Origin of the sequence: Dyadobacter fanqingshengii (genome assembly GCF_023822005.2) — a bacterium.
GTDB lineage: Bacteria > Bacteroidota > Bacteroidia > Cytophagales > Spirosomataceae > Dyadobacter > Dyadobacter fanqingshengii.
Window position 1 is genome coordinate 2,280,595 of sequence record NZ_CP098806.1, and the last position, 22,570, is coordinate 2,303,164.

The 22,570-nt window shown below is 45.5% G+C and carries 27 protein-coding genes; 12 read left to right on the plus strand and 15 right to left on the minus strand.

Annotated features, from left to right (window positions below):
* Window positions 1-6 precede the first annotated feature (6 nt).
* Both NFI81_RS09350 and NFI81_RS09355 read right to left on the minus strand, forming a co-directional pair.
* Window positions 7-1,695, minus strand: a complete 1,689-nt coding sequence (locus NFI81_RS09350) for a ribulokinase (RefSeq protein ID WP_234612725.1) — start codon at window positions 1,693-1,695, stop codon at window positions 7-9.
* Window positions 1,696-1,793: 98 nt separating this feature from the next.
* Window positions 1,794-2,498: an NUDIX hydrolase gene (locus NFI81_RS09355; RefSeq protein ID WP_234612724.1), complete on the minus strand. Its 705-nt coding sequence runs from the start codon at window positions 2,496-2,498 to the stop codon at window positions 1,794-1,796.
* Window positions 2,499-2,809: 311 nt separating this feature from the next.
* On the opposite strand from NFI81_RS09355, the gene NFI81_RS09360 reads away from it, so the two are divergent.
* Together NFI81_RS09360 and NFI81_RS09365 are read left to right on the plus strand one after the other, a co-directional pair.
* Window positions 2,810-3,649, plus strand: a complete 840-nt coding sequence (locus NFI81_RS09360) for an endonuclease/exonuclease/phosphatase family protein (protein ID WP_234612723.1) — start codon at window positions 2,810-2,812, stop codon at window positions 3,647-3,649.
* A 111-nt stretch (window positions 3,650-3,760) separates the two neighbouring features.
* On the plus strand, window positions 3,761-4,429 hold the full coding sequence (locus NFI81_RS09365) for a hypothetical protein (protein ID WP_234612722.1): 669 nt from the start codon (window positions 3,761-3,763) through the stop codon (window positions 4,427-4,429).
* Window positions 4,430-4,436: 7 nt separating this feature from the next.
* Here the strand turns inward: NFI81_RS09365 and mtgA are convergent, their stop codons facing one another.
* Window positions 4,437-5,123 carry a monofunctional biosynthetic peptidoglycan transglycosylase gene (gene mtgA, locus NFI81_RS09370; protein WP_234612721.1) on the minus strand — a complete coding sequence of 229 codons (687 nt, stop codon included), beginning with the start codon at window positions 5,121-5,123 and terminating at the stop codon, window positions 4,437-4,439.
* Window positions 5,124-5,257: 134 nt separating this feature from the next.
* Between mtgA and NFI81_RS09375 the strand changes: the two genes are divergently transcribed.
* Entirely contained in the window at window positions 5,258-6,544 is a 1,287-nt protein-coding gene (locus NFI81_RS09375) for a DUF2851 family protein (protein WP_234612720.1), read from the plus strand.
* Here NFI81_RS09375 and NFI81_RS09380 read toward each other — a convergent pair.
* Window positions 6,534-6,734 carry a hypothetical protein gene (locus NFI81_RS09380; RefSeq protein ID WP_026630003.1) on the minus strand — a complete coding sequence of 67 codons (201 nt, stop codon included), beginning with the start codon at window positions 6,732-6,734 and terminating at the stop codon, window positions 6,534-6,536. The genes NFI81_RS09375 and NFI81_RS09380 overlap by 11 nt on opposite strands.
* Before the next feature lie 23 nt (window positions 6,735-6,757).
* Window positions 6,758-8,176, minus strand: coding sequence for a CCA tRNA nucleotidyltransferase (locus tag NFI81_RS09385; RefSeq protein ID WP_234612718.1), 1,419 nt, complete (start codon window positions 8,174-8,176; stop codon window positions 6,758-6,760).
* A gap of 39 nt (window positions 8,177-8,215) precedes the next feature.
* Here NFI81_RS09385 and NFI81_RS09390 point away from each other — a divergent pair, with 39 nt between their 5' ends.
* Both NFI81_RS09390 and NFI81_RS09395 read left to right on the plus strand, forming a co-directional pair.
* Window positions 8,216-8,539: a hypothetical protein gene (locus NFI81_RS09390; RefSeq protein ID WP_234612716.1), complete on the plus strand. Its 324-nt coding sequence runs from the start codon at window positions 8,216-8,218 to the stop codon at window positions 8,537-8,539.
* Window positions 8,514-8,858 carry a toxin-antitoxin system TumE family protein gene (locus tag NFI81_RS09395; RefSeq protein ID WP_234612715.1) on the plus strand — a complete coding sequence of 115 codons (345 nt, stop codon included), beginning with the start codon at window positions 8,514-8,516 and terminating at the stop codon, window positions 8,856-8,858. The genes NFI81_RS09390 and NFI81_RS09395 overlap by 26 nt, the downstream gene beginning before the upstream one ends.
* Before the next feature lie 15 nt (window positions 8,859-8,873).
* Here the strand turns inward: NFI81_RS09395 and NFI81_RS09400 are convergent, their stop codons facing one another.
* Window positions 8,874-9,245, minus strand: a complete 372-nt coding sequence (locus NFI81_RS09400) for a globin domain-containing protein (RefSeq protein ID WP_234612713.1) — start codon at window positions 9,243-9,245, stop codon at window positions 8,874-8,876.
* Between the two features lie 8 nt (window positions 9,246-9,253).
* Complete coding sequence (locus NFI81_RS09405) at window positions 9,254-10,027, minus strand: AMP nucleosidase (RefSeq protein ID WP_082212807.1); 774 nt, start codon at window positions 10,025-10,027, stop codon at window positions 9,254-9,256.
* A gap of 50 nt (window positions 10,028-10,077) precedes the next feature.
* Between NFI81_RS09405 and NFI81_RS09410 the strand changes: the two genes are divergently transcribed.
* Complete coding sequence (locus NFI81_RS09410) at window positions 10,078-10,527, plus strand: type I restriction enzyme HsdR N-terminal domain-containing protein (RefSeq protein ID WP_234612711.1); 450 nt, start codon at window positions 10,078-10,080, stop codon at window positions 10,525-10,527.
* Between the two features lie 90 nt (window positions 10,528-10,617).
* Here the strand turns inward: NFI81_RS09410 and NFI81_RS09415 are convergent, their stop codons facing one another.
* Both NFI81_RS09415 and NFI81_RS09420 read right to left on the minus strand, forming a co-directional pair.
* Window positions 10,618-11,229: a YceI family protein gene (locus tag NFI81_RS09415; protein WP_234612710.1), complete on the minus strand. Its 612-nt coding sequence runs from the start codon at window positions 11,227-11,229 to the stop codon at window positions 10,618-10,620.
* 71 nt (window positions 11,230-11,300) lie between these two features.
* Window positions 11,301-11,759 (minus strand): MarR family winged helix-turn-helix transcriptional regulator, encoded by a 459-nt coding sequence (locus NFI81_RS09420; RefSeq protein WP_234612708.1) that lies wholly within the window; start codon window positions 11,757-11,759, stop codon window positions 11,301-11,303.
* A gap of 99 nt (window positions 11,760-11,858) precedes the next feature.
* Here NFI81_RS09420 and NFI81_RS09425 point away from each other — a divergent pair, with 99 nt between their 5' ends.
* The 3 genes from NFI81_RS09425 to NFI81_RS09435 all read left to right on the plus strand — a co-directional run bounded on the left by NFI81_RS09425 (window position 11,859) and on the right by NFI81_RS09435 (window position 15,067).
* The gene (locus NFI81_RS09425) at window positions 11,859-12,437 is read left to right on the plus strand and encodes a Maf family nucleotide pyrophosphatase (protein ID WP_234612706.1); all 579 of its coding nucleotides are present in this window, start codon (window positions 11,859-11,861) and stop codon (window positions 12,435-12,437) included.
* Between the two features lie 32 nt (window positions 12,438-12,469).
* A complete protein-coding gene (locus NFI81_RS09430; RefSeq protein WP_234612704.1) occupies window positions 12,470-13,975 on the plus strand; it encodes an alpha-amylase family glycosyl hydrolase in 1,506 nt (501 codons plus the stop codon).
* A 78-nt stretch (window positions 13,976-14,053) separates the two neighbouring features.
* Window positions 14,054-15,067: an SMP-30/gluconolactonase/LRE family protein gene (locus NFI81_RS09435; protein WP_234612703.1), complete on the plus strand. Its 1,014-nt coding sequence runs from the start codon at window positions 14,054-14,056 to the stop codon at window positions 15,065-15,067.
* On the opposite strand, the gene NFI81_RS09440 is transcribed toward NFI81_RS09435, so the two are convergent.
* Both NFI81_RS09440 and NFI81_RS09445 read right to left on the minus strand, forming a co-directional pair.
* Window positions 15,068-15,610, minus strand: a complete 543-nt coding sequence (locus tag NFI81_RS09440) for a hypothetical protein (protein ID WP_234612702.1) — start codon at window positions 15,608-15,610, stop codon at window positions 15,068-15,070.
* 12 nt (window positions 15,611-15,622) lie between these two features.
* On the minus strand, window positions 15,623-16,141 hold the full coding sequence (locus NFI81_RS09445) for a hypothetical protein (protein WP_234612701.1): 519 nt from the start codon (window positions 16,139-16,141) through the stop codon (window positions 15,623-15,625).
* A gap of 163 nt (window positions 16,142-16,304) precedes the next feature.
* Here NFI81_RS09445 and NFI81_RS09450 point away from each other — a divergent pair, with 163 nt between their 5' ends.
* Window positions 16,305-16,808 (plus strand): GtrA family protein, encoded by a 504-nt coding sequence (locus tag NFI81_RS09450; protein WP_234612700.1) that lies wholly within the window; start codon window positions 16,305-16,307, stop codon window positions 16,806-16,808.
* 3 nt (window positions 16,809-16,811) lie between these two features.
* Here NFI81_RS09450 and NFI81_RS09455 read toward each other — a convergent pair whose 3' ends face one another.
* The 4 genes from NFI81_RS09455 to NFI81_RS09470 all read right to left on the minus strand — a co-directional run bounded on the left by NFI81_RS09455 (window position 16,812) and on the right by NFI81_RS09470 (window position 20,392).
* Window positions 16,812-17,996, minus strand: a complete 1,185-nt coding sequence (locus tag NFI81_RS09455) for an acetyl-CoA C-acyltransferase (RefSeq protein ID WP_234612699.1) — start codon at window positions 17,994-17,996, stop codon at window positions 16,812-16,814.
* A gap of 106 nt (window positions 17,997-18,102) precedes the next feature.
* Window positions 18,103-18,354 (minus strand): DUF6814 family protein, encoded by a 252-nt coding sequence (locus NFI81_RS09460; RefSeq protein WP_234612698.1) that lies wholly within the window; start codon window positions 18,352-18,354, stop codon window positions 18,103-18,105.
* Between the two features lie 39 nt (window positions 18,355-18,393).
* A complete protein-coding gene (locus tag NFI81_RS09465) occupies window positions 18,394-19,929 on the minus strand; it encodes an MFS transporter (protein WP_234612697.1) in 1,536 nt (511 codons plus the stop codon).
* Between the two features lie 160 nt (window positions 19,930-20,089).
* Window positions 20,090-20,392: a hypothetical protein gene (locus NFI81_RS09470; protein ID WP_234612696.1), complete on the minus strand. Its 303-nt coding sequence runs from the start codon at window positions 20,390-20,392 to the stop codon at window positions 20,090-20,092.
* Between the two features lie 197 nt (window positions 20,393-20,589).
* On the opposite strand from NFI81_RS09470, the gene NFI81_RS09475 reads away from it, so the two are divergent.
* Together NFI81_RS09475 and NFI81_RS09480 are read left to right on the plus strand one after the other, a co-directional pair.
* Entirely contained in the window at window positions 20,590-21,354 is a 765-nt protein-coding gene (locus NFI81_RS09475) for a carbohydrate-binding family 9-like protein (RefSeq protein WP_234612695.1), read from the plus strand.
* 95 nt (window positions 21,355-21,449) lie between these two features.
* A complete protein-coding gene (locus NFI81_RS09480; RefSeq protein ID WP_234612693.1) occupies window positions 21,450-22,505 on the plus strand; it encodes a lactonase family protein in 1,056 nt (351 codons plus the stop codon).
* Window positions 22,506-22,570 lie beyond the last annotated feature (65 nt).

Here is a 22,570-nt window from a genome sequence, read left to right on the forward strand (position 1 = left end):
GGGTGACTATTGTAAAGAAGTTGACAATGTACTTTCCGGGGTAAACTGAACTTTTCGCAAAAAGTCATTTTCTAAAAATGCCCCGGATTGTGTATATTTTTGATATAATGATTGATAAACAGCTGCTTGCGCAGGTCTGGGCGTGTATACAGCATCAAAACCCGAGCTCATCGCTTCCTGTGCTTCCGGTAATGTTTTATAGATTCCTGAGGCAACAGCCGCGAACATTGCCGCTCCCAGTGCACAAGCCTGCTCCGAGGCAGCCACCTTTATGGGCATATTGAGAACGTCGGCCAACGTTTGCATCACGAATGCCGATTTTTTGGCAACCCCGCCAATCGCGATCACCTCATGGATAGGAACACCTTCCTTCCGAAACCGCTCTACAATGCTCTTCGACCCATAAGCCGTTGCTTCAACCAATGCTTTGAAAATACGGACATGATCGCTTGCCAGATTCAGGCCCAGTATTGCCCCTTTCAAAGTATGTTTTGCATCAGGCGTCCTGCGACCGTTCAGCCAGTCGATGGCGATGATGTCGTTTTCCGAGACAGGTAATTTGGCCGCTTGTTCGGCCAGATGCGGGATGAGGTTTTTTGACAACTCCTGTGCGGCATCTTCGCCCAACAGTACCCGGACAGGTTCCACAATGATCTTCGCAAACCAGGCATAAATATCTCCAAATGCCGATTGTCCCGCCTCCATACCCAGCATGCCGGGAATAATAGAGCCATCCACTTGTCCGCAAATGCCTTTGATCAGCAAATGTCCTGCTTCCTCATTGGGTGCAATGAGCATATCACAGGTTGAAGTCCCGATCACTTTGCAAAGCGAATAAGGCTCAATTAATGCTCCTACTGCACCCATATGCGCGTCGAAAGCGCCCACGCCAATGATCGTATCCACCGGAATGCCCAGTTTTTCGGCCCATTTCTGGGATAACGTTCCCATAACTTCGTCTGAAGTCTCTGTCTTCGTGAAGAGCCTGTCCCTGATTCCGTCCAGAAGCGGGTCCAGTTTAGCCAGGAAATCATTAGGCGGTAAGCCATCGAAATCGTTGTGCCATAATGCTTTATGTCCCGCGGCACATCTGGATCTTTTTAATGTTAGGGGATCTGTGTTGCCGGTTAGTTCGGCAGAAATCCAGTCGCAATGTTCTACCCAGGAAAATGCCTTTTCCCTGACTTGTCCGTCGACTCTCAGGGTCCTCAGGATTTTGGCCCAAAACCATTCCGACGAATAAATTCCGCCCACGTATTTGGTATAATCTGTTTCCAGACTGTGTGCTAATGTATTTATTTCCTCCGCTTCTGCATTGGCCGTGTGATCTTTCCAAAGGATAAACATCCCATTCGGATTTTCAGCGAATTCAGGCAAAAGTGATAAAGGCGTCCCATTCCGGTCCACAGCCACGGGCGTAGAACCCGTCGTATCAACCGAAATCCCCCGCACATTTTGCCGTGCACCTTCTGGCGATTTTTCTAATGCTTCCAGCACCGCACCTTCCAGTGCTTCCAGGTAATCCAGGGGATGTTGTCTGAACTGCGACGAAGCTGCATCGCAATATTTTCCTTGCTTCCATCGGCTATATTCACGAACCGCAGTTCCCGCTTGATCGCCCGTATGCGCGTTCACAACCAGCGCCCTTACCGAGTCGGTGCCAAAATCAATTCCGATAACGTAACTCTCTTTCATGGTCGTTTTATTTCACTTATCACCTAACAAATATAAATAAATTTGTTTATGGTGTTATTTTGACACAATTAAAATTACCATAAACGGACTAATCTTCCCTATGACTGCTTCATGCTGTCGGGCATAAAATTCCAAAAAGAGTGGAATTTCTCTTTGTATCTTACCTCATCCAACTTATATAATGTTGCCTTTTTCGTGGTGCTGTTGCTGTTTTTGCTACCCGTATCGATGAGTAAGCCAGTCGACAACAGCTTCCTGCTGAAATTGCGCCTGTCGAGCGGAATGTTATAAATCGCTTCGTAGAGTTTTTGTAATTGGGGAATGGTAAAAAGCTCGGGTAAGAGCTCGAAACCGATGGGATGCAAAGCGGCTTTGTATTTCAAATGCTCAATGGCCTTGCAAACCATATTTTCATGATCAAAAATCAATGCGGGGCGATTTTCCAGCGTGATCCAGGAAGCGTTATGGCTCCTGACTGCTTCCGAGTCGTGGTCGTCGATTTGAATAAGCGCAAAAAACACAACCGAAACGGTTCTTTCGGCTGGGTCGCGGTTGATCTTTCCGTACGTTTCCAGCTGCTCCACGTAGATATTTTTCAATCCCGTAAGGTTATACAAGATACGCGCTGCGCCGTCTGCAAGGTCTTCATCCGCATTGAGGAAACCGCCCATTAACGACCATTTCCCCTTCTCAGGCTCAAAATTCCTCTTGACCAGCAAAAGCTTGATATCCTTTCCGTCAAATCCGAAAATAATACAGTCTATTGCCAGCAGAATGCGCGAAGCCTGCGGATAATTATTCATTCAATCAATGTGGTAGAGGTATGTAACAGTAAGCAATTTAAGGAACCGGCGGTTACAAAGAACATTCGGGACCTGACTTTTATATAATGTTACGAAAGTAAAAAAAGTAGTGCGGTTACTTAGTTTGTTAAAAGATTCAAACGGTTATGCTTTCAGACAGAAGATCGTTTCTCGAAAAATGATCCTGGACTCTGGCAAATTGCTTGGTAGATTCCTGCTCGCAAAAATGGGCAAATGATCATACTGACACAATATTCATTACCGCCGGGCCTATTAACTTTGCTTTTTATTCACAAATAATTTAGTACCAAATGAAAAAAATTGCCTTAGCCCTTTCCCTTTTGTTTGCATTGTCTCAAACCACATTTGCCCAAAAGAACACAATCAATGTTGCCTCCTATAACCTTCGTTACAACACCCCAAATGATGGCGTAAATGCGTGGCCTAACCGTAAAGAAAACGTGAAAGGCCTGATCCGTTTCCATGAATTTGACATTTTCGGTGTGCAGGAAGCTTTGATAGGCCAGCTGAAAGATGTGGCTGAACTGACTGAATTTACATTTTATGGAAAGGGCCGCGACGATGGTAAGGAAGGTGGCGAGCATTCTGCCATTTTTTACAAAAAAGACCGTTTCAAAGCACTGCAATCAGGTGACTTCTGGCTGAGTGAAACGCCCGACAAACCAGGCAAGGGCTGGGACGCAACTTGCTGTAACAGAATTGCTTCTTGGGTGAAATTCCAGGATCTGCTTAGCAAGAAAGAGTTTTATTTCTTCAATGTCCACTTCGATCATCAGGGCGTTGAAGCGCGCAGGCAATCGGGACATTTGATGGTAAAAAAGATCAGCGAGATCGCTGGTAAATCAACCGTGATCTTAACCGGGGATTTCAACTCGACACCTGATACCGAGCAGATCAAAACCATTTCAGGTCTACTGAATGACACCCATGATGTCACAAAACAGGCTCCGTATGGCCCGGAAGGAACATTTAACAGTTTCAAATTCGATGCGCCTATGGATAAGCGCATTGATTATATTTTTGTCAGCAAGAATATTGATGTCCTGAAATACGGCGTTTTAACAGATGCCAGAGAACAACGTTATCCATCTGATCACCAGCCGGTTTTGGTCAAGATTGAAATAAAGTAAGTGCCGCTTGTTAACGGCCGGTTTTTGGCAATTGATTTTGAGATTTTTTCCCTAATTTACCTGTCAAAAACCGGCCGTCGACAATCGATTGCATCCTAATGTCCTTCTAAAATGATCCAATTGCTGCCGAGGGTTGTTGCACTTTTCTTCCTCATCTCCCCTGCTTTTGGTCAGCTTATCAAAATAAAAATCCTTAATCCGGACGGACTTAAAGGTCGCAAAGCGATTTTATTAACCCGTGAAAAAGGTTTTGCTGCAACCGTCCATTCGCTCAAACTTAGCCCGGACAGCATTAATTTGCTTATGGAGAAGGATTTGGTTCCCAACTTGTATCAAATGCAAGTTTCTCAATTGAAGGGCTCGTTATTCTTCTTCCTGGAAAACGGCGTAAGAATCCAGCTCGACACCACTGATCTGTCAAAATCCCTCGTCAGCAATTCCAAAAGCAATGAAGAATGGCGGCTGTTTTGGAATAAAATCCAAAAACCATCGGACGACCGTTTACAGGTTTACATTGCCGGTGAAGCCCGAGCCAGAAAGAAGGTCCAGGCCGATAGCATTGATTACTGGCGTGGCTTGCAAACCATTGAACGCCTGGATCTGCAAACCAAAACCAGCACATTTATTCTGGATCACCTAGGCTCATTCGTAAGCCTTTACCTACTCAAAATAAATTGGTACGCCTTCAAAAGCCTCGGCATTTTCGAAAAGCTAGACCCAGCCCTCGCGCGGCATCGGACGTATAAATTTTTAAAGGAGAAGAGCCGGGGGAATAGTTGAGTTCTTTTTACAAATCCGCAATGTACTTCTGCCCGCCCAGATAACGCATTTGCCTTGCAATTTGTCCGGTGCGTTTTTGGACATAACCCGAAGGATTTTTGATGGAAAACCGCACCGGGTTCGGGAGCACGGCAGCGATGCGCGCGGCCTCGTAGCGGGAGAGTTTTTTGGCGGGTTTATTATAATATCTCAATGATGCAGCTTCCACACCAAATGTCATTTCCCCCATTTCTGCGACATTTAAATACACTTCCAGAATGCGCTCTTTGTCCCAAATCAATTCGATTAGAACTGTAAAATAAGCTTCCAATCCCTTCCTGATAAAACTCCTGCCATGCCATAAAAACACATTTTTGGCAACTTGCTGAGAAATTGTACTGGCTCCGCGGGCACGTTTGCGCTTCTCAGTTACCGCATTATAGATCTGGTCAAAGTCGAATCCCCAGTGATTAGGGAAATTCTGGTCCTCTGATGCCACCACCGCCAGCGCAACTTCCTTTGAAATGTTCTCGTAAGGTTCCCAATCGTGGTGAATTTCTGTGTCTTCGTCCGCCCGGCAAGCTTCGATTTTCCTGGACAGCATAAATGGTGTCACCCAAACAGGTAAGAACTTCAAAACCAGCACCCAAACGATTGAAACTACAAAAAAGACAATGAGAAATCTAAGCGCAATAAATTGCAAACGGCGGAGCATAAAACTTTTTTACTTCTAAAACCTGTGACCAAACCAAAACAACAGCGTACAAAGAACAGAAACTAATCAGGTTTAGGCAAAGAAAATAAAAAGCATTCCCTTAAATATTTCTACACACGCTAATTCCAAATGTTATGAATGAAGATATCCTGAGTTTTATATGGCGATTCCAATATTTCGCCGCCGAAGCATTATGCACCGACGAAGGCAGCAAACTTTCCATTCTCCGAACCGGGCACAGAAACGGCAATGCTGGCCCCGACTTCTCAGAAGCGCGGGTCATGATCGACGACTTCCAATGGGTGGGCAGCGTTGAAATTCATGTAAAATCCTCGGATTGGTATTTGCATAACCACGAAACCGATCCGGCTTACGAAACGGTGATCCTGCACGTGGTTTGGGAAAACGACAGGCCGGTTATGAGGCAGGATGGCACATTTTTACCGACATTAACACTGAAACAATTTGTCGAAAAGTCCGTTTTGGAGCGATATGTGCAGTTGCAGGACGAGACGGAGACTATCCCGTGTGCAGGAATGTTCGGGCAAGTGAATGACATTCAAAAATACGGAATGCTGGACCGGGTTCTACTGGAAAGGCTGGATAGGAAAGCCTCACTGGTGACAGAACTGCTCGCAAAATGCAACAATGATTGGGAAGAAACAGCTTACCAATGGTTGGGAAGGCATTTTGGTTTCAAATTAAATGATGCCCCCTTCGCGCGCCTGACCGAAATTGTGTCCTGGAAAATCATACGGAAACACCGCGACAAGCTGATTCAGATTGAAGCATTGCTTTTCGGTTGCGCCGGACTTGTTCCAACCGAATCCAATGATTTTTACATCCGCCAGCTGCGAACGGAATACCAGTTTCTGAGTGCTAAGTATAGATTGAAAAGTAAGCAAATGAATGGTCATGAATGGAAAAACCTGCGCATGAGACCATCAGGCTTCCCGACCGTGCGCCTGGCGCAATTTGCTCGACTTTTGAACAAAAACGGCAGCCTGTTTTCTGAAATTATTTTAGCTCCTGGTTTTTCCACTTTGCAATCCATGTTCCACATTGAGCAGTCGGATTATTGGCAGGATCATTATCTTTTCGAGAAAAAATCAAAAGGCAAGGTGCCATTGCTGGGAAAGGATTCGGCTAATTTGCTCATTGTGAATGGCGCGGTGCCCCTTCTGGTTGCTTATGCCAGGCATCGGCAGCAACCGGAACTGTTGGAAAAAGCAATTTACTGGCTGTCGGAAATCGCTGCGGAAAAGAACCGCATTACAAAGGAATGGGAGACATTAGGGATGAAAGTGACGACTGCCGCTGATTCACAGGCGCTTATCGAATGGTATAATAATTACTGTACATTCCGGAAATGTCTGGAATGTACAGTTGGAGCTTCATTAGTGCGCTCCGTTAGCCCTTAACCAGGTTCACGCCCGTCAGCAGGAAAACCGTTCCGACCAAAAACGGAACAACGGATTCCCATTTAGAGACGGTAAGGCCTAAAACGGGCTTGTCGGATAGAAATGCAATGCAGGCAAACAATAGAACCGAAATGCCCAAAATCGTAAGAAGTGCGCCGAAGAAGCGTTTAAACTGCGTATTGTTTTCCATCTAAATGTAATGAGGAGTCAGATTTATGATTGTAAAGTTAAGCCCATTTTTTCACCCTCTTGCACCATATACGCGTATGCAGGATCAAATTCATTCGGAATAATGCCTTCCAGGATTGCTTCCCGCACGATTTCTTTGAGAATTCCAACTTCCTTCGCCGGTTTCAAACCAAAAGCCTGCATGATCATTTCGCCGGTAATAACGGGCTGAAAGTTGCGCAGCTTATCACGTTCCTCAAGGTCTTTCAACTTTTGTTCCACCAGATCAAAGTTGAACAGGTAACGCTTTACTTTGTCAGGATTTTTAGAAGTGATATCAGCCCTGCACAGCTTCATTAATGCTTCAATGTCTTCTCCCGCTTCCACCAGCAAGCGGCGCATGGCCGAGTCTGTAATTTCCTCTTTTGATAAAACTATCGGTCTAAGATGCAGTCGCACGAGCTTTTTGACAAAACGCATTTTCTCATTCAAAGGCAATTTCATCCGCCGAAAAATAACTGGCACCATTCGCGCGCCCACTTCTTCGTGGTTATGGAATGACCAGCCAATGCGTTTGTCAAACTTCTTGGTGGCAGGTTTGGCAATGTCGTGCAGGATCGCGGACCAGCGAAGCCAAAGGTCATCTGTGTTTTGGGACACATTGTCCAGCACTTGCAATGTATGGTAAAAATTATCCTTATGTCCCTTTCCATCAATGGTTTGCACGCCGAGCAGCTCGATCATTTCCGGGAAGATGATTTGTAAAATACCAGCGTGATAAAGCAATTTGAAACCATAGGAAGGCGTCGGTGAAAGGATTATCTTATTCAATTCATCCGAAATGCGCTCCATGGATACGATCTCTATGCGATCCTTCATTTTAATGATCGCGTCGAATGTATCAGCTTCAATGTCAAAGTTAAGCTGGCTCGCAAAGCGGATCGCGCGCATCATGCGCAGCGGATCGTCGGAAAAAGTGATTTCCGGTTCAAGCGGCGTACGAATGATCTTCCTTTTAATATCCCTTAACCCGTCGAAAGGATCAACGAGCTCGCCCAATGTTCTTTTATTCAGGCTGATCCCCATGGCATTGATTGTAAAATCACGCCGGTTCTGGTCGTCGCTCAACGTGCCGTCTTCCACAGCCGGTTTCCTCGAATCAGAGCGGTAAGATTCTTTACGCGCGCCCACAAATTCGATTTCCAGATCTCCCTGTCGGATCTGCGCTGTTCCAAAATTTTTGTATATGCTTACAAAAACATCTGGTCCTAGCTGACTGGCCACCGATTCGGCCAGTTCAATGCCGCTTCCGATCGAAACGATATCAATGTCCTTACTATTCCGTTTGAGTATCAGGTCCCTTACAAATCCACCGATGACATATGCCTCCACACCCAGCTCCGCCGCAGCCTTCGCCACAATTTCAAGAATCGGATACTGGACTAACTGCTCTTTAAAATTCATGCGGCAAAGGTAAAGAACTTAACTAATGTCTGATAAAACTTGTTTAACCTTTCGGAATATTTAAATTTGTTAGAAACCGGCAACAAAAATATTATGCTTACGCTGACGAAAAAACAAATCGGCAATTGGGTTTTGTTGGATTATCTAGCTCAAAGGCAACAATTTCAGGATAAAATTAATATTCTTGAAAAGAAATATAATGGTGATCTTCAAGCTTTCGAAACCAAGCTTGAAACCGCAACGTCTGAGGATTTCCAAGCCTGGGACGATCTTATAGAATGGAAGGCCTATACTCAGTTCCTATCAGAAATAGATTCAAAAATAGCTGATATCAGGAATGGAGATTTTCAAATGGCTGGATGATGAAAATTTTGTCATCTCGTATACAATTAATGACTTCCGTGAGTTTTCCGAAAGCTATTATTTAAATCTGGAAATCAGATTTAATCAAAACACAGTGCTCTATGTAAGAGAATACGTAGAAGCGAGCCGGAGGAAATACGCGTTTCATTGGCAAAAAGAGAATGGAGATTTGCTCGTCCGCTGGGATAACGCACCACACTTTCCAAATCTCCCGACGTTCCCCCATCACAAACATAAAGCCGACGGCACTGTTCAGGAAAGCACTGATATTTCTTTGGACGATGTTTTTGAATATATCAAAAAAGAGCTAGCGCCCTAGTGAATCGCTCGCAACTCACCGATTTACCATAAAAAACGCTGTCCGCGGGAACCGGTCGAACAACTCGTCCTTCAACTCCTTGCTGATAGGAAGCTTCCCTACGGCTTCGGACATGCATTGTAGCCAGGCAATGGCGTCGTCTTCGGTGATGACGTGGGGCATGTGGCGGGCGCGCATCATGGGGTGACCGTGAATGTCGGAGTAAAGTTGCGGGCCTCCGAGGAACTGGGTCAGGAAAAGGCGCTGCTTTTCTTTGATCTCGTCTTTGTCGCTTTTGAAAAGCCTGGAAATCAGCTCGTGTGCAAAAACCAGGTCGTAAAATTTATCAGTTAACTGTCTTAGCGCGGCGTCGCCGCCAATACGCTCATATAAGGATGCTTCACTCATTTTTTTATTCAATTTTCAAACCGCAAATGTTTCACCGACGCGCCGGATCTCGCCAGTTCCGTCAATGACTCTATGCCAATTTCGAGGTGCATTTTCACATAATTTGTGGTCACTTTTTTATCACTTTCTTCTGTTTTCACCCCTTCCGGCACCAAAGGGTTATCAGACACCAGAAGCAGCGCGCCATGCGGGATGGAGTTAGCAAATCCAACTATAAAAATCGTCGCCGTTTCCATATCGATGGCCATAGCACGAATGTCCCGCAGATATTCTTTGAAACTATCATCATGCTCCCAAATCCTCCGGTTAGTCGTGTAAACTGTCCCGGTCCAATAATCCATTTTATGCTTCGCGATACTGGCCGAAACCGTGCTTTGAAGTCGGAATGAGGGCAATGCGGGAATTTCCGAAGGCATGTAGTCATCACTCGTTCCTTCCCCGCGAATGGCTGCGATGGGCAAAATAAGATCGCCTACCTGCGTCTTTTTCAGACCGCCACATTTGCCCAAAAACAATACAGCCTTTGGATTGATGGCCGACAAAAGGTCCATCACCGTGGCGGCCATCGGGCTTCCCATTCCGAAATTGATGATGGTAATGTCCTTAGCCGTAGCCGTTTGCATGGCCCGTCCCTGCCCTTTTACTTCCACATTGAATTTCTCCGCAAACATCGTCACGTAGTTCCCGAAGTTGGTCAGCAATATATAGTTTCCGAAATCCTCAACCGCCGTGCCTGTGTAGCGTGGCAGCCAGTTTTCGACGATTTGTTCCTTTGTAGTCATGAATTCAATGCGTTTATTGGCTGCGTTTGTTGTGATGTGTATCTTCGTTCATGGAATCTTTGAACCTCCCGACGTTTGCTTACAAAGTTAAGCACGTTAACGGGAAACCGCATATCTTCGACATTATACGCAGGAAATTCGTTTCACTTACGCCGGAGGAATGGGTAAGGCAGCATTTTATTCATTTGCTGATCACGGAGTATGGTTATCCAAAATCCCTTTTCGCAGTGGAAACCGGCCTTCAATACAACACATTGGCCAAAAGAACGGACATTGTGATCTTATCCGGTGACTCACTACCATTTCTTTTGGTAGAATGCAAAGCGCCTTTCATATCCGTCACCGACGCCACCTTTGCACAGATCAGCCGCTACAATTTTACATTACAACCTCAATATCTGGCTGTTACCAATGGCATCAGCCACTATTGTTTCCAGGCGGTGAATGGTCAGATCCATTTTATGGACGATTTTCCCAAATACAGGGAGTTTAACAACTGACATTTTTTTGATATACAAACAAAAACCTGCCCAACCAAAAGGTCGGACAGGTTAACAATCTTAGCCATGAAAATTTTAAATGTCAGTCGATTATTTGGCCGCTACCAATTTCACGTCAATTGTGAAATCGTCATTGATCATTTTGTCGCCCAGGTTTTCAAAGAAAGACTTTGAATTATATTTAATGTCGTATTTCGAACGGTCTACAACGATTTTACCAGTTGCTTCTGCACCGGTTGCTGTTGTCTTCACAGTTACAGGGAAAGTCACAGGTTTTGTGATGCCTTTAATCGTCAGGTCGCCGGTAACTTCGTAAACGCCAGTTGATTTTGGTGTCGCTTTTGTCACGACAAATGTTGCAGTCGGGTGTTTTTCAACAGCAAAGAAATCATCCGATTTCAAATGGCCGATCAGTTTACCGTTGTATTCTTTGTCGGCAAGGTCTGTATTTGTGATGGTTGTCAAGTCAGCAACGAACTTACCGCCAGTCAGTTTAGCGCCGTCCATGGTGATCGTTCCTTCTTTCAGGGCAATTTTACCAGTATGCTCGCCAGTTACTTTTTTACCAACCCAGGTCAGCTCGCTTTTGGAGGTGTTTACTTTCAAATTTGTCGCCTTTTTAACTTTGTCATCTGCTGATACCAAGCCAGAAACGAAAAGCGCAACTGCAACAGAAGCAAGGAAAAATTTAACGGATTTCATTGTAGTTTTCATTTTTAAATTAATTGATTGTTTTAAATTATTGGGTTATTCACTTTTTGGTTATTCATTCTTTAATGGTCAGCCTCGCGAAGCTTATCCAGCATTGCATTGATCTGATCCGCTTCCTCTACCGAGATCACATTAAAGCGGTCCTCCCACTCTGCCACATGCGGATCAAGCTCTTCAAGCATCTTCAAGCCTTCTTCTGTTATCAACACATCCACAGCTCTTCTGTCATTCGGGCACGACGAACGTTTCGCCAGGTTCTTGGCCAAAAGCTTGTCTACAAGTCGGGATGTATTAGAATTTTTATCAAGCATCCTTTCCGTAATATCACTTACCTTGATCGGGTTCAATTGTTGTCCGCGCAAGATCCGCAGCACATTGTATTGCTGGCTCGTGATATCGTATTCTTTAAAAAATTCGTGTTGCTTAGATTCCAGCCAGTTGCTCGTATAAATCAGGTTCAACGCGAGTCGCTGGTAAGCGCTTCGAAATTTTTTTTGTTTTATATCAGTTTCAATAGACATAGCTGAATGTAAATGTATTTATGATGTATATACATTTAATGTCATAACATCTATTTATAACCGAATGGTTCATCGCTGAGAAAAATATTTTTGTCTTACATGATTTCATTACAAAAGCCGCTCATTCTCGCTTCCAATTCACCACGGAGAAAACAACTGCTTAACGACGCAGGTTTTGATTTTACCGTTGAAGTGCTGCCAACCGATGAAACCTTTCCAATAACGTTGCCCGCTGAGCAAGTTGCCGACTATATTTCGAAAGGAAAAGCGGATATGTTCAGGGGCATCAGGCCGGATGCGATCGTCCTGACTGCCGACACCATCGTTGTTGCTGACCACGAAATTTTGGGAAAACCTGCGGATCGTGCCGAAGCATTTAAAATGCTGGAAATGTTGTCCGGTCGATCGCATACGGTGATTACATCGGTAAGCTTGCTATCGGAAAATACGATCCAGACCGTTTCAGACATCGCAGCAGTGACATTCAGCGCCTTGGAGGAATGGGAAATAACACATTATATTGAACAATATAAACCCTTCGATAAAGCAGGTTCCTATGGCATTCAGGAATGGATCGGGATGGTTGGGGTTCAAAAAATCGAAGGATCTTTTTACACAATTATGGGCTTGCCGGTGCATATTGTTTATAAATTGCTGAAACCGTATTTCATCAGCTAAGCTGGCCAAAGCCAAATTCAGGCGACATTAATATGATTGCAGATAAGTCAAGATTTATTCCGAGGGTTTGCTACGAGATTTTTGTCCGTTCATTTTGTGACTCGAATGGCGATGGGATTGGTGATTTAAATGGCATCATTTCTAAACTCGATTATCTGTCCGATCTGGGCATAGAGGCAATCTGGCTCACGCCGATCCATCCTTCGCCCAGTTATCATAAATACGATGTAACAGATTATTACGCCATTGAACCCGAATTTGGAACAATGGATGACTTCAAAAAACTGCTCGAAGGTGCGCACGAGCGGGGCATTGAAATTTACCTGGACCTGATCATTAACCATACCAGCACCCTGCATCCGTGGTTTTCCGAAGCACGAAAAAACAATGCGAATGCTTACCGCGAATTTTACTGGTGGATGACGCCGCCACAAATCGAAGCATTAGGCATTTCTACAAGGGAAACTTCGGACGATTCGCAAGTCGTTTATCCCTGGCACCAAAATCTCGAAGATCCTGAAAAATATTACGGCCTTTTTTTCGTAGGCATGCCGGACCTTAATTATCATTCCGAGGCCTTGCGCGCCGAGTTAAAAAAGATTTTGCGATTTTGGCTCGTTGACGTCGGTGTGGACGGTTTCCGGCTCGACGCCGCCCGGCACGTCTACCCGGAATGGGAGAAACATTTGAGCGTCGAATTCTGGCAATATTTTTCAAAGCTGGTGCAGGACATTAAGCCTGAAGCATTTACGGTCGGAGAAGTTTGGGCCGAAACGGAGGAAGTTGCGCCTTATTTCCGATATCTGGACGCAACTTTTCATTTTGATCTCAGCTTCGCCCTGCAACGCATGTTAATTGGTGAGCGGGATGAGGATATTGTTGAAAAGTTACAGGCGAGTTATGCGGTTTTTGAAAAATACAACCCGCTGTTCGTGGACGCGATCATGCTCACAAACCACGATCAGGACCGCATTGCGAGCGTTACCGGCAATCAGAAAGCAAAGATCAAAATGGCCGCCAGCATTCTGCTGACCTTGCCGGGACAGCCGTACATTTATTATGGTGAAGAAATTGGCATGCTCGGCACCAAGCCCGACCCCTACATCAGGGAGCCGTTTATCTGGTCCGGGGATGCGGAAAACAGCTGCACTGCGAGCTGGATTGATGCGCAATTTTCAAAATCAGAAACCATTGCACCCTTATCCGTACAAACCGAAGATCCGGATTCTGTTTTTAATCATTATAAAACATTGATAAACTTGCGGAAATCCGAACCCGCGCTGAGCCAGATCTTTGCACCAAACCTGCATCGCGTGTGCCTGCAAGACGATCAGATGCTCTCTTATTTCCGGCCACATGTGGATAAATCGCTGGTTATCATTCACAATTTGAGCAGTTACGACAAGCCCATTCTGATGCCGGAAGACAAGTCAGCATTCACGCACATTCTTTTTTCCACAGACCCGCAGCATTCCGGCACATTACAAACCATGCAGCTCGCGCCGCATTCGAGCCTTATCCTTGCTTCTCATTCCTGAAATTTAGACAGTAGGTTGCAGTGCATTCGCTTCTTTAATTCCATAATAAGGTTTTCTATCTAAATAAACGCTGGAATCATGAAGCTCTGCAAGCACGTTCTGCCTTTTCTTTTACTGCTTTCATCCATCAGTTTTGCCCAAAAATCTTATCCTACCATGGGCAAGATCATCTACGAGGATCCGGCGTTTGAGAAGTTGCTTGCAAAAGATGCGAAAATCGAAGTGCTCGCTTCGGGTTTTGAATGGTCCGAAGGGCCGGTCTGGGTGAAGGATAGCAGCTTTTTACTGTTTTCCGATGTTCCCAAAAACAGAATTTACAAATGGGATGAAAAAAGTGGCCTATCCGTTTTCCTGGAACCTTCAGGCTACACAGGCAGGGGCGTTTACAGCGATGAGCCAGGCAGCAATGGCCTGATTATCGACAGCAAAGGCCGGCTCGTTTCCTGCGAGCACGGCGACCGGCGCATTTCGGCCGTATCATTAAAAGTAGGGGGAAAAATAACGCTGGCAGACCATTTCGAGGGCAAAAGGTTCAACAGCCCAAATGATGTTACAGAGCATGCTAACGGCAGTTATTATTTCACTGATCCGCCGTATGGAATGGCCAAAAAGCACAATGATCCAAGCAGGGAAACAAAGCAATTTGGCGTTTACCGCATCTCAAAAGACGGGAAAGTAAGTTTGCAGATCCCGGATCTCACCAGACCAAACGGATTGGCTTTTTCTCCCGATGGAAAAATCCTCTACATTGCCCAATCCGATCCCGAAAAAGCAGTGATCATGGCCTATAATGTGGATGAAAATGGAAGTGTTGCAGGAAAAGGGAGACTCATTTACGATGCAACACCCATGCTAAAAACTGGAAAACAAGGCTTGCCGGACGGCTTAAAAATAGATAAGGAAGGCAATTTGTGGTCATCCGGCCCCGGCGGAATGCTGGTTATAACACCGGCCGGGAAGTTATTAGGCAGAATCGAAATGGGTGAACTGACGTCCAATTGTGCCTGGGGAAATGATGGTTCTACATTATATATGACCGTGGACGGTTATGTATGCAGGGTGAGAACCAACACCAAAGGCGCAGGTTGGTAATCAGCGGTCGGCAACCCTCCTAACCGATCTCAAATCGTTTTCAACATCCCTTTTTACAGAAACCCAATTGGTTTTTCCGTTGCGGTAAATGTTGGTATATGCCCGATAGAGCACCAGCTGATCCGCACTGATCCTGTCCAATTGATCTGCCAAAACGCCCTTCTGCGCAGATTTGGCTGTTCTGTATTCATTGATCAACACATTATAGCGGTTTTCCAGGTTGTCCAGCTCATACAAAACCACTTCCCCGAGCTTGTCCATTTCCTGATATTGCGCAATAAGCTGCTGATTGTAATCTGCGGTTCCGGGCGAACCGGCATTTTGCGAATCATTGCGGGGCGAATCATTCAGTACGCGGTCGTAATCCCGTTTGTAAGTGCCACTGTTGGAACGATAATCGCTGTCATACGACCGGTCAGAATCGTCGCGGCTGCTGGACGATGTGCCGTGCCGCTGATCGTAACGCCTTTGTAACTGCTGAGAACACGACGAGCTGATCACCGCCAAAGCGGCCATACAGCAGATTATATAAATATTTTTCACGGTTTTTTGTTGTTAAAAGTTATGTCTCAACCCAATGCTCAGGTTGGGATTGAAGTAAAAGAATTTCGGTATCAATTCCAGGTAACCGCCGCCTTCAATAAAAAAAGAGGCCGGCTTCTGAGAGAAAAAGAATTCAAGTCCGGCTGTTGCCGACGGCCCCGTTGAAATGTTGGTTGTATAAACAGATTTTACATTACGGTCTGGGTAATATCTTCTCGAATTCACCTGCACACCCGGGCCTGCATACGCAATCATCCGTTCGTTGAACAAAGGCGCATACCAAAGATAAGTCGCATTAAACATAACTCCTACACCCCCCAGATCATCATTGCTGACTTTGTAATTATCCTTACTTTTAAATAATCCAATGTAGGTTCCGATGCTGATGTCCAGCGCATTACGCTCACCGTATTTTCTTAAACTCACCGCGATAGGCTCACCGACTTCAAATCCGACCGCCCATTTTTGAGTTTGTGCAAAGGCTGGAATTGCGCCAGATAAAAGAGTAACGAGAAGAAGAAACTTTTTCATAATCATGGTTCAAAATGGTAAAGAGGGCAAAAATAGTGCCATAACTTCGGCCTTAACCTCCAATTCCACTTGCTCAAATTCCGAATCCCGTTTTGTTTCAGGATCAATTTATTTCTAATATTGGGCCATAGTTGTTCCCGGCAGTCCATTAACCAACTCTCAAGTGGCCCAAGTAAAGCAGGATAAAATTCTCAATGCCAAAGATTTAATAGCGTATTTTCTTGTTGCGGGCACCGGGGCAGTAATACAACTTGTATCAAGCAGTTTAATCCAGGATTGGTTTGATGTCACCTGGAGTGAATCCATTACACTTTCTTATTTAGTAGGATTTGTTGTAGGTTTTATTCTTACCAAATTATTCGCATTCGACGCACGCCGCAGCAATCAGACGCGCCGCGAAATGGTGAAGTTCCTGATCGTAGCGCTAATTTCCCTGGGTGTTACCAAAATTTTCACATTAGGATCATTCAAGCTCGCCACAGAAGTTTTGGGCATGGACATTTACATTGTGAAACTTCCTTTTGGTAAAAAACAGGTTAACCTCACCGAAATGGGCTCGTATTTGACAGGAATGGGTTTCAGTTTTGTAAGCAATTACATTTTGCACAAAACATTCACATTCAAAAGCACCGGATTTTACAATCGCCTCAAAGTCCTAATCCGCTAATTTTTACAATCTTTCGATAATTACCGCCGAAGCGCCGCCGCCGCCGTTACAAATGGAAGCCAGGCCATAACGACCATTATTTTGTTCTAAAACAGAAAGTAATGTGGCGATAATGCGTGAGCCGGAAGATCCCAACGGATGGCCCAGCGACACCGCACCACCAAAGACATTCACTTTTTCAATGTCGAGTTCCAGCATTTTAATGTAAGCCAGCGCCACGACAGCAAATGCCTCATTCACTTCAAAATAATCTATTTGCGAAAGTGAGATCCCGGCTTTCTTCAAAACCTTTTGCGTTGCCAAAACGGGCGTTGTTGTGAACCAGGCCGGTTCCTGTTCCGCGTCGGCATAAGCCACGATTCTCGCCAGCGGCTTCACACCATTGCTTTTTACAAATTCATTTCCTGCAATAACCAGTGCCGAAGCGCCATCATTAATGGTGGAAGCATTGGCTGCTGTGACTGTTCCGTCTTTGGAAAAAACAGGCTTTAAGAAAGGGATTTTTTCAAATTTCACCTTTTTAAATTCCTCGTCCTCAGACACAATCGTCGCTTCCCCGCCTTTTAGCGAAGGTACTTCCACAGCTTTTATTTCTTTTTGAAAAAATCCATTAGCCGTTGATTCCGCACTTTTTGTATAGGAGCGAATGGCGAATGCATCCTGCTCTTCTCGCGAAATATTATATTTTTCCGCCGTCCTGTCGCCGCATAAGCCCATTCCGATCTGGTCATAAACGTCTACCAAACCGTCTCTCAGCAAACCATCAATGATTTCGCCGTTCCCGTAGCCGTAACCGTTTCTGGCTTTGGGCAGATAATAAGGCACTTGGGACATGCTTTCCATCCCGCCCGCCACGATCAGCTCAGCATCGCCCAGCTGGATCGATTGCGCGCCAAAAACCACAGCCTTCATTCCCGAAGCGCACACTTTATTGACTGTTGAACAAATTACATTGTTTGGCAAGCCCGCATACAATGCCGCCTGCCGCGCCGGAGCCTGTCCGAGATTGGCCGAAATCACATTGCCCATAATCACTTCCTGAACCTGCCCGGCAGCAACGCCCGCCTTCTCAATAGCGCCCTGGATGGCCGTTGCACCGAGTTTTGCAGCATGAACGGATGACAAACTTCCTCCAAAACTTCCAATCGGTGTCCGTGCTGCGGACAAAATAAAAACGTCTTCTTTCATGGTTGATGCTCGCATTTTGAGATCGTCAAAAATAGAAACTATCCTGACAAATCAATGTTAACAAGCACCAAATCCACAAAAGAAGAGGTTTGATAATTCCTTCTTCCTATAAATCAGCCGAACTTCCGGGTAACTTTTCATACTCGCCTTTCCAGCCATAATAACCGAAAATGACCAGCCCGGCGCAAATGGGGATGAATATCAGGATAATGATCGACCATTGTAAAGTTGTGTTTGTCCTGGCAATTCCCTCCGCAGCCAGCCCAATTTTCTCGCTGGCCTGCATGAAGAGGAATATAATGATTACCGGCCCCAGCAGCATCCAGACAATCCCCAGAAATTTCTTTAAAGCATTCATATCGAACAATTTTTAAATCTTATTTTAACAAAATGAGGCTTAATCCTCAACATTTGCATCTCCTTTATTATCAATATAAACCGCCCCGATCACAAAGGAAAGCGCCGCAATTCCGATCGGATACCAAAGGCCCGATAATGGCGTGGAACCGCTGAAAGAGGCGACCAAGGTGGCGATGAACGGCACCAAACCGCCAAAAACGCCATTGCCAATGTGGTAAGGAAGCGACATCGATGTGTAGCGGATCTTTGTTGGAAACAATTCCACCAAAAATGCCGCGATAGGCCCGTAAACCATCGTAACCAGCAAAACCTGGAAGAAGACCAACGCAATAATAATAATGTACGTTGAACCTGAAAGCGTCACGTCTTTAATCACCGTCTGCGGTTCGGGGAATGTTGCCAGCACATCATCAGGAATAGTGACCACTGTGGCTTCCTTAAAAGTGATTCCGCTGTTCAATGTTTTAAATACGGTGGTCGTGATCAGCGAATCTTTCGTGTCTTTGACCAGCGTTCTTTCCACAACCGGGTCTGATGCACTTTTCAGCTCCGTTTTCTGGAATTCCTTTACATTGGTTGCATCAATAAAATATTGATAAATTGGCCGGTAACAGAGCACACCTAGCAGCATGCCCGTCAGCATGATCCATTTTCGGCCCACTTTATCACTCCATGAACCGAATACAACGAAAAATGGCGTCGCAAACAAGATCGCCCATAACAGAATGTAACGCGATTCATTGAAATCGAGCTTACATGTATTTTCCAAAAATGATTGTGCATAAAACTGCCCGGTATACCATACAACCCCCTGCCCCATTGTTGCCCCGAATAATGCGAGCAACACCATTTTGAAATTAGCCTTCTTCTGAAAACTCTCTTTTAATGGATTGGTAGAGACTTTTCCTTCGGCTTTCAGCTTCGTGAAAACCGGGGATTCATGCATTTTCATCCGGATATAGATGGAAACACCAACCAGTAATATAGACACCAGGAACGGAATCCGCCAGCCCCAATCCGCAAACGCTTCCGCGCCTAACATGTTCTTTGTAAGCACAATAACACCCAGTGAAAGAAATAATCCCAGTGTTGCAGTGGTCTGGATCCAGCTGGTGAAAAACCCTCTTTTGCCCACTGGCGCGTGCTCCGCTACATAGGTGGCTGCACCGCCGTACTCGCCCCCAAGCGCAAGTCCCTGTACCAATCTCAATATCAAAACCAAAATTGGCGCGGCATAACCAATGCTCGAATAGGAAGGAATTAATCCAATAAGAAAAGTGGAGCCGCCCATTAAAACCAGGGTCAGCAGAAATGTATATTTTCTGCCGATCAGATCTCCTAACCGACCAAAAACCAGTGCGCCGAATGGTCGCACGATGAAGCCGGCAGCGAAAATGGCGAGGGTGTTGATTAACGCAGAAGCGCCGGCGTCGCTGGGGAAAAGTTGCTGTCCGATAATAACAGCCAGACTGCCAAAAATGTAGAAATCATACCATTCAATTAAAGTACCAAGAGAAGAAGCAGCAATTACCTGGGTAATGCTTTGGGAAACATTTTTGTCTGTGGACTGCATGGGTTAGGTAAAGGTGTGGATAAGAAAAATCTTCCTTCATAAGCTGGAAAAGCGGCAACAGAGATATCATTACTCATTAAGCACACAAAAAAGCCCCCGGATCGATAATCCGGGGGCCAATCATATTCCCTTTTTCAGGAAAAATTATCAGACGGAACGTCTACAAGATATCATCGTCCTCATCATCATCATCACGTTCTACAATCTCGTCACCATCAATAATCACCGGCTCATCATCGTCAAGCAGGCTGTCGTCATCGTCATCCAGGACATCTTGCGGCAACGCATCATCTGCATCATCGTCTACGTCCAGATCATCGTCATCATTACCGCCTACCAGATCCGGATCATCGGCTACCGAGCGCGTTTGTTGCGTGTTAGTCGGAAAATCAGGAACTACGGGTGCTTCAAGAATTGGTTTGCTGGTATCAGCTATTGCGGGTTCTCCTCGTTCGCGTATCATAATTTTAAAAGTTAAATGGTTTGTTGATTCTATATGAACAACTCTTTAAATAATCATTCCAAAGCAAGATGGAAACGGGAAAAGTGAGCCTGGACGAGGCACTGGAGAGAAATAATCATTTGGTAATATCTAAAAACCTAATGAAATTGCCGAAACCCGCCCTCGCGGGACCTATTCCAATCCTAAACCATAAAATAATGTTGAAAAGATTTGTCCTCCTTTCACTGTGGGCGGGAATTTTATCGGGCGCCGTTGCGTCGGGCGCCGTTGCGTCGGGCGCGGTTTCCCAAGCCGCAGACCCCGACTCGTCCATGGTCATCAAAAAAACCACAGATTTCAAGATAGACGGAGAAGGAAGCTCCGCCAATTGGGCCACTGCCAGGGCCTTTGACATTACCGTTCAGAAAGGCCCAAAACAGTCCGCGCCGGGAAAACAATTTCCCACCAAAGTGAAAATTCTGTACTCTGACAAAGGCATGTATTTCCTTTTTGATTGCACGGATAAGAAACTGACCGCGACCATCATGGAAGATTTTGGTTTGCTGTTTAAAGAGGATGTTGTGGAGGTTTTTCTCTGGCCAGACACTTCGCTGCCCATTTATCTGGAATACGAACTTTCCCCATTGGATTACGAACTTCCGATTATTATCGCCAACATCAAAGGCCGAACCGAAGGCTGGAAAGCCTGGCATTACAACGATCGCAACCGCGTACAACACGCAACGAGCGCACAAGGCGGGCAGAAGAAAAGTATGGCGTCGGTGGAAGGTTGGAAAGCTGAATTTTTTATTCCCTATACATTAATGAGCCCTATGGTCGCGGGCACACCAAAGTCAGGGACCAAATGGCGCGGCAATTTCTACCGCATTGATTATGACGCCGAAACGGCTTATTACTCCTGGCAAAAAACGGGCGGAAGCTTCCACGAATTCAACAAATTCGGCACATTGATTTTTGAATAAACCGGTTGTTATCACACCGGAAATTGATCCATACATTTAATTCCTGAACCATGCGCAATACATTGCTAACATTCATTTGCTTAATCTCCGCGATCATGACATTCGCACAAAATTCCGGAAAAGAACTCCTTTACGTAGGCACTTACACCCAGAAGGGCGAAGGCATTTATGTTTACGAGTTCGACAGAAAAGATCTGTCTTACAAAGAATTGCAGGTTTTGGTCAATAAAAACAGCCCCTCATTCCTGGAATTCCATCCCAACAAAAAATTCATGTACGCTGCCAACGAAGGCAACAGCACGGTGTCTTCCTATGCCATCGACGCCACCGGGAAACTCACGGCATTGAATTCGAAATCATCGCTCGGAAAAGGCCCTTGCCACGTAAGCGTGGACCCCAAAGGCCGTTTTCTGTATGTTTCCAATTACGGAAGCGGGCAACTCGGCGTTTACCTGCTTAATGGTGACGGAACAATCGGTGCGGCGGCAGACAGCATTCAGGACAAGGGTGCAGCGTCGCAAAAACCGCATATGCATTCGGTAATCCCCTCAGCAGACGGCAAGTACATCTACGCTTCCGATCTGGGGATTGATAAAATCATGATTTACTCAGTTGACCCAAAAACTGGTAAGCTCACGCCGGGCGCTGTTCCTTACGTAGAAGTAAAAGCAGGTGACGGCCCTCGCCACTTCGCTATTCACCCGAACGGAAACTTCGCCTATTCGGCTGGTGAGCTTGGTTCTGTTGTCAATTCTTTCAAAATCGTCAAAAACTCAGGTGCGCTGGTTCCTATGGAGCGGGTGACCATGCTTCCTTCTGATTTTACGGGTAAAAATTCCGCGGCAGACATTCACTTTTCACCCGATGGAAAATTCCTGTATGCTTCCAACCGCGGACACGAAAGTCTGGCCATTTACGCTGTTGACGCCCAAACAGGCAAGCTAACCATTGCCGGACACGCAGAAACGCATGGAAAACATCCCCGCAATTTCCTGATCGACCAAAAAGGAGATTTCGCGATTGTGACCAACCGCGACAATGATAATGTAGTGTTCTTCAAAAGGAACCCACAAACCGGCCAGCTTACTTATACCAGTAAGGAGATCAGCGTTCCCACGCCTGTATGTGTGAAGCAGTTTTTCCTCAATTAAATCCCTCTGTTTTTCGGTTCAAACCTGATCATTATCGCTTGTCGGAATAATAAGGTGTTAAAGTG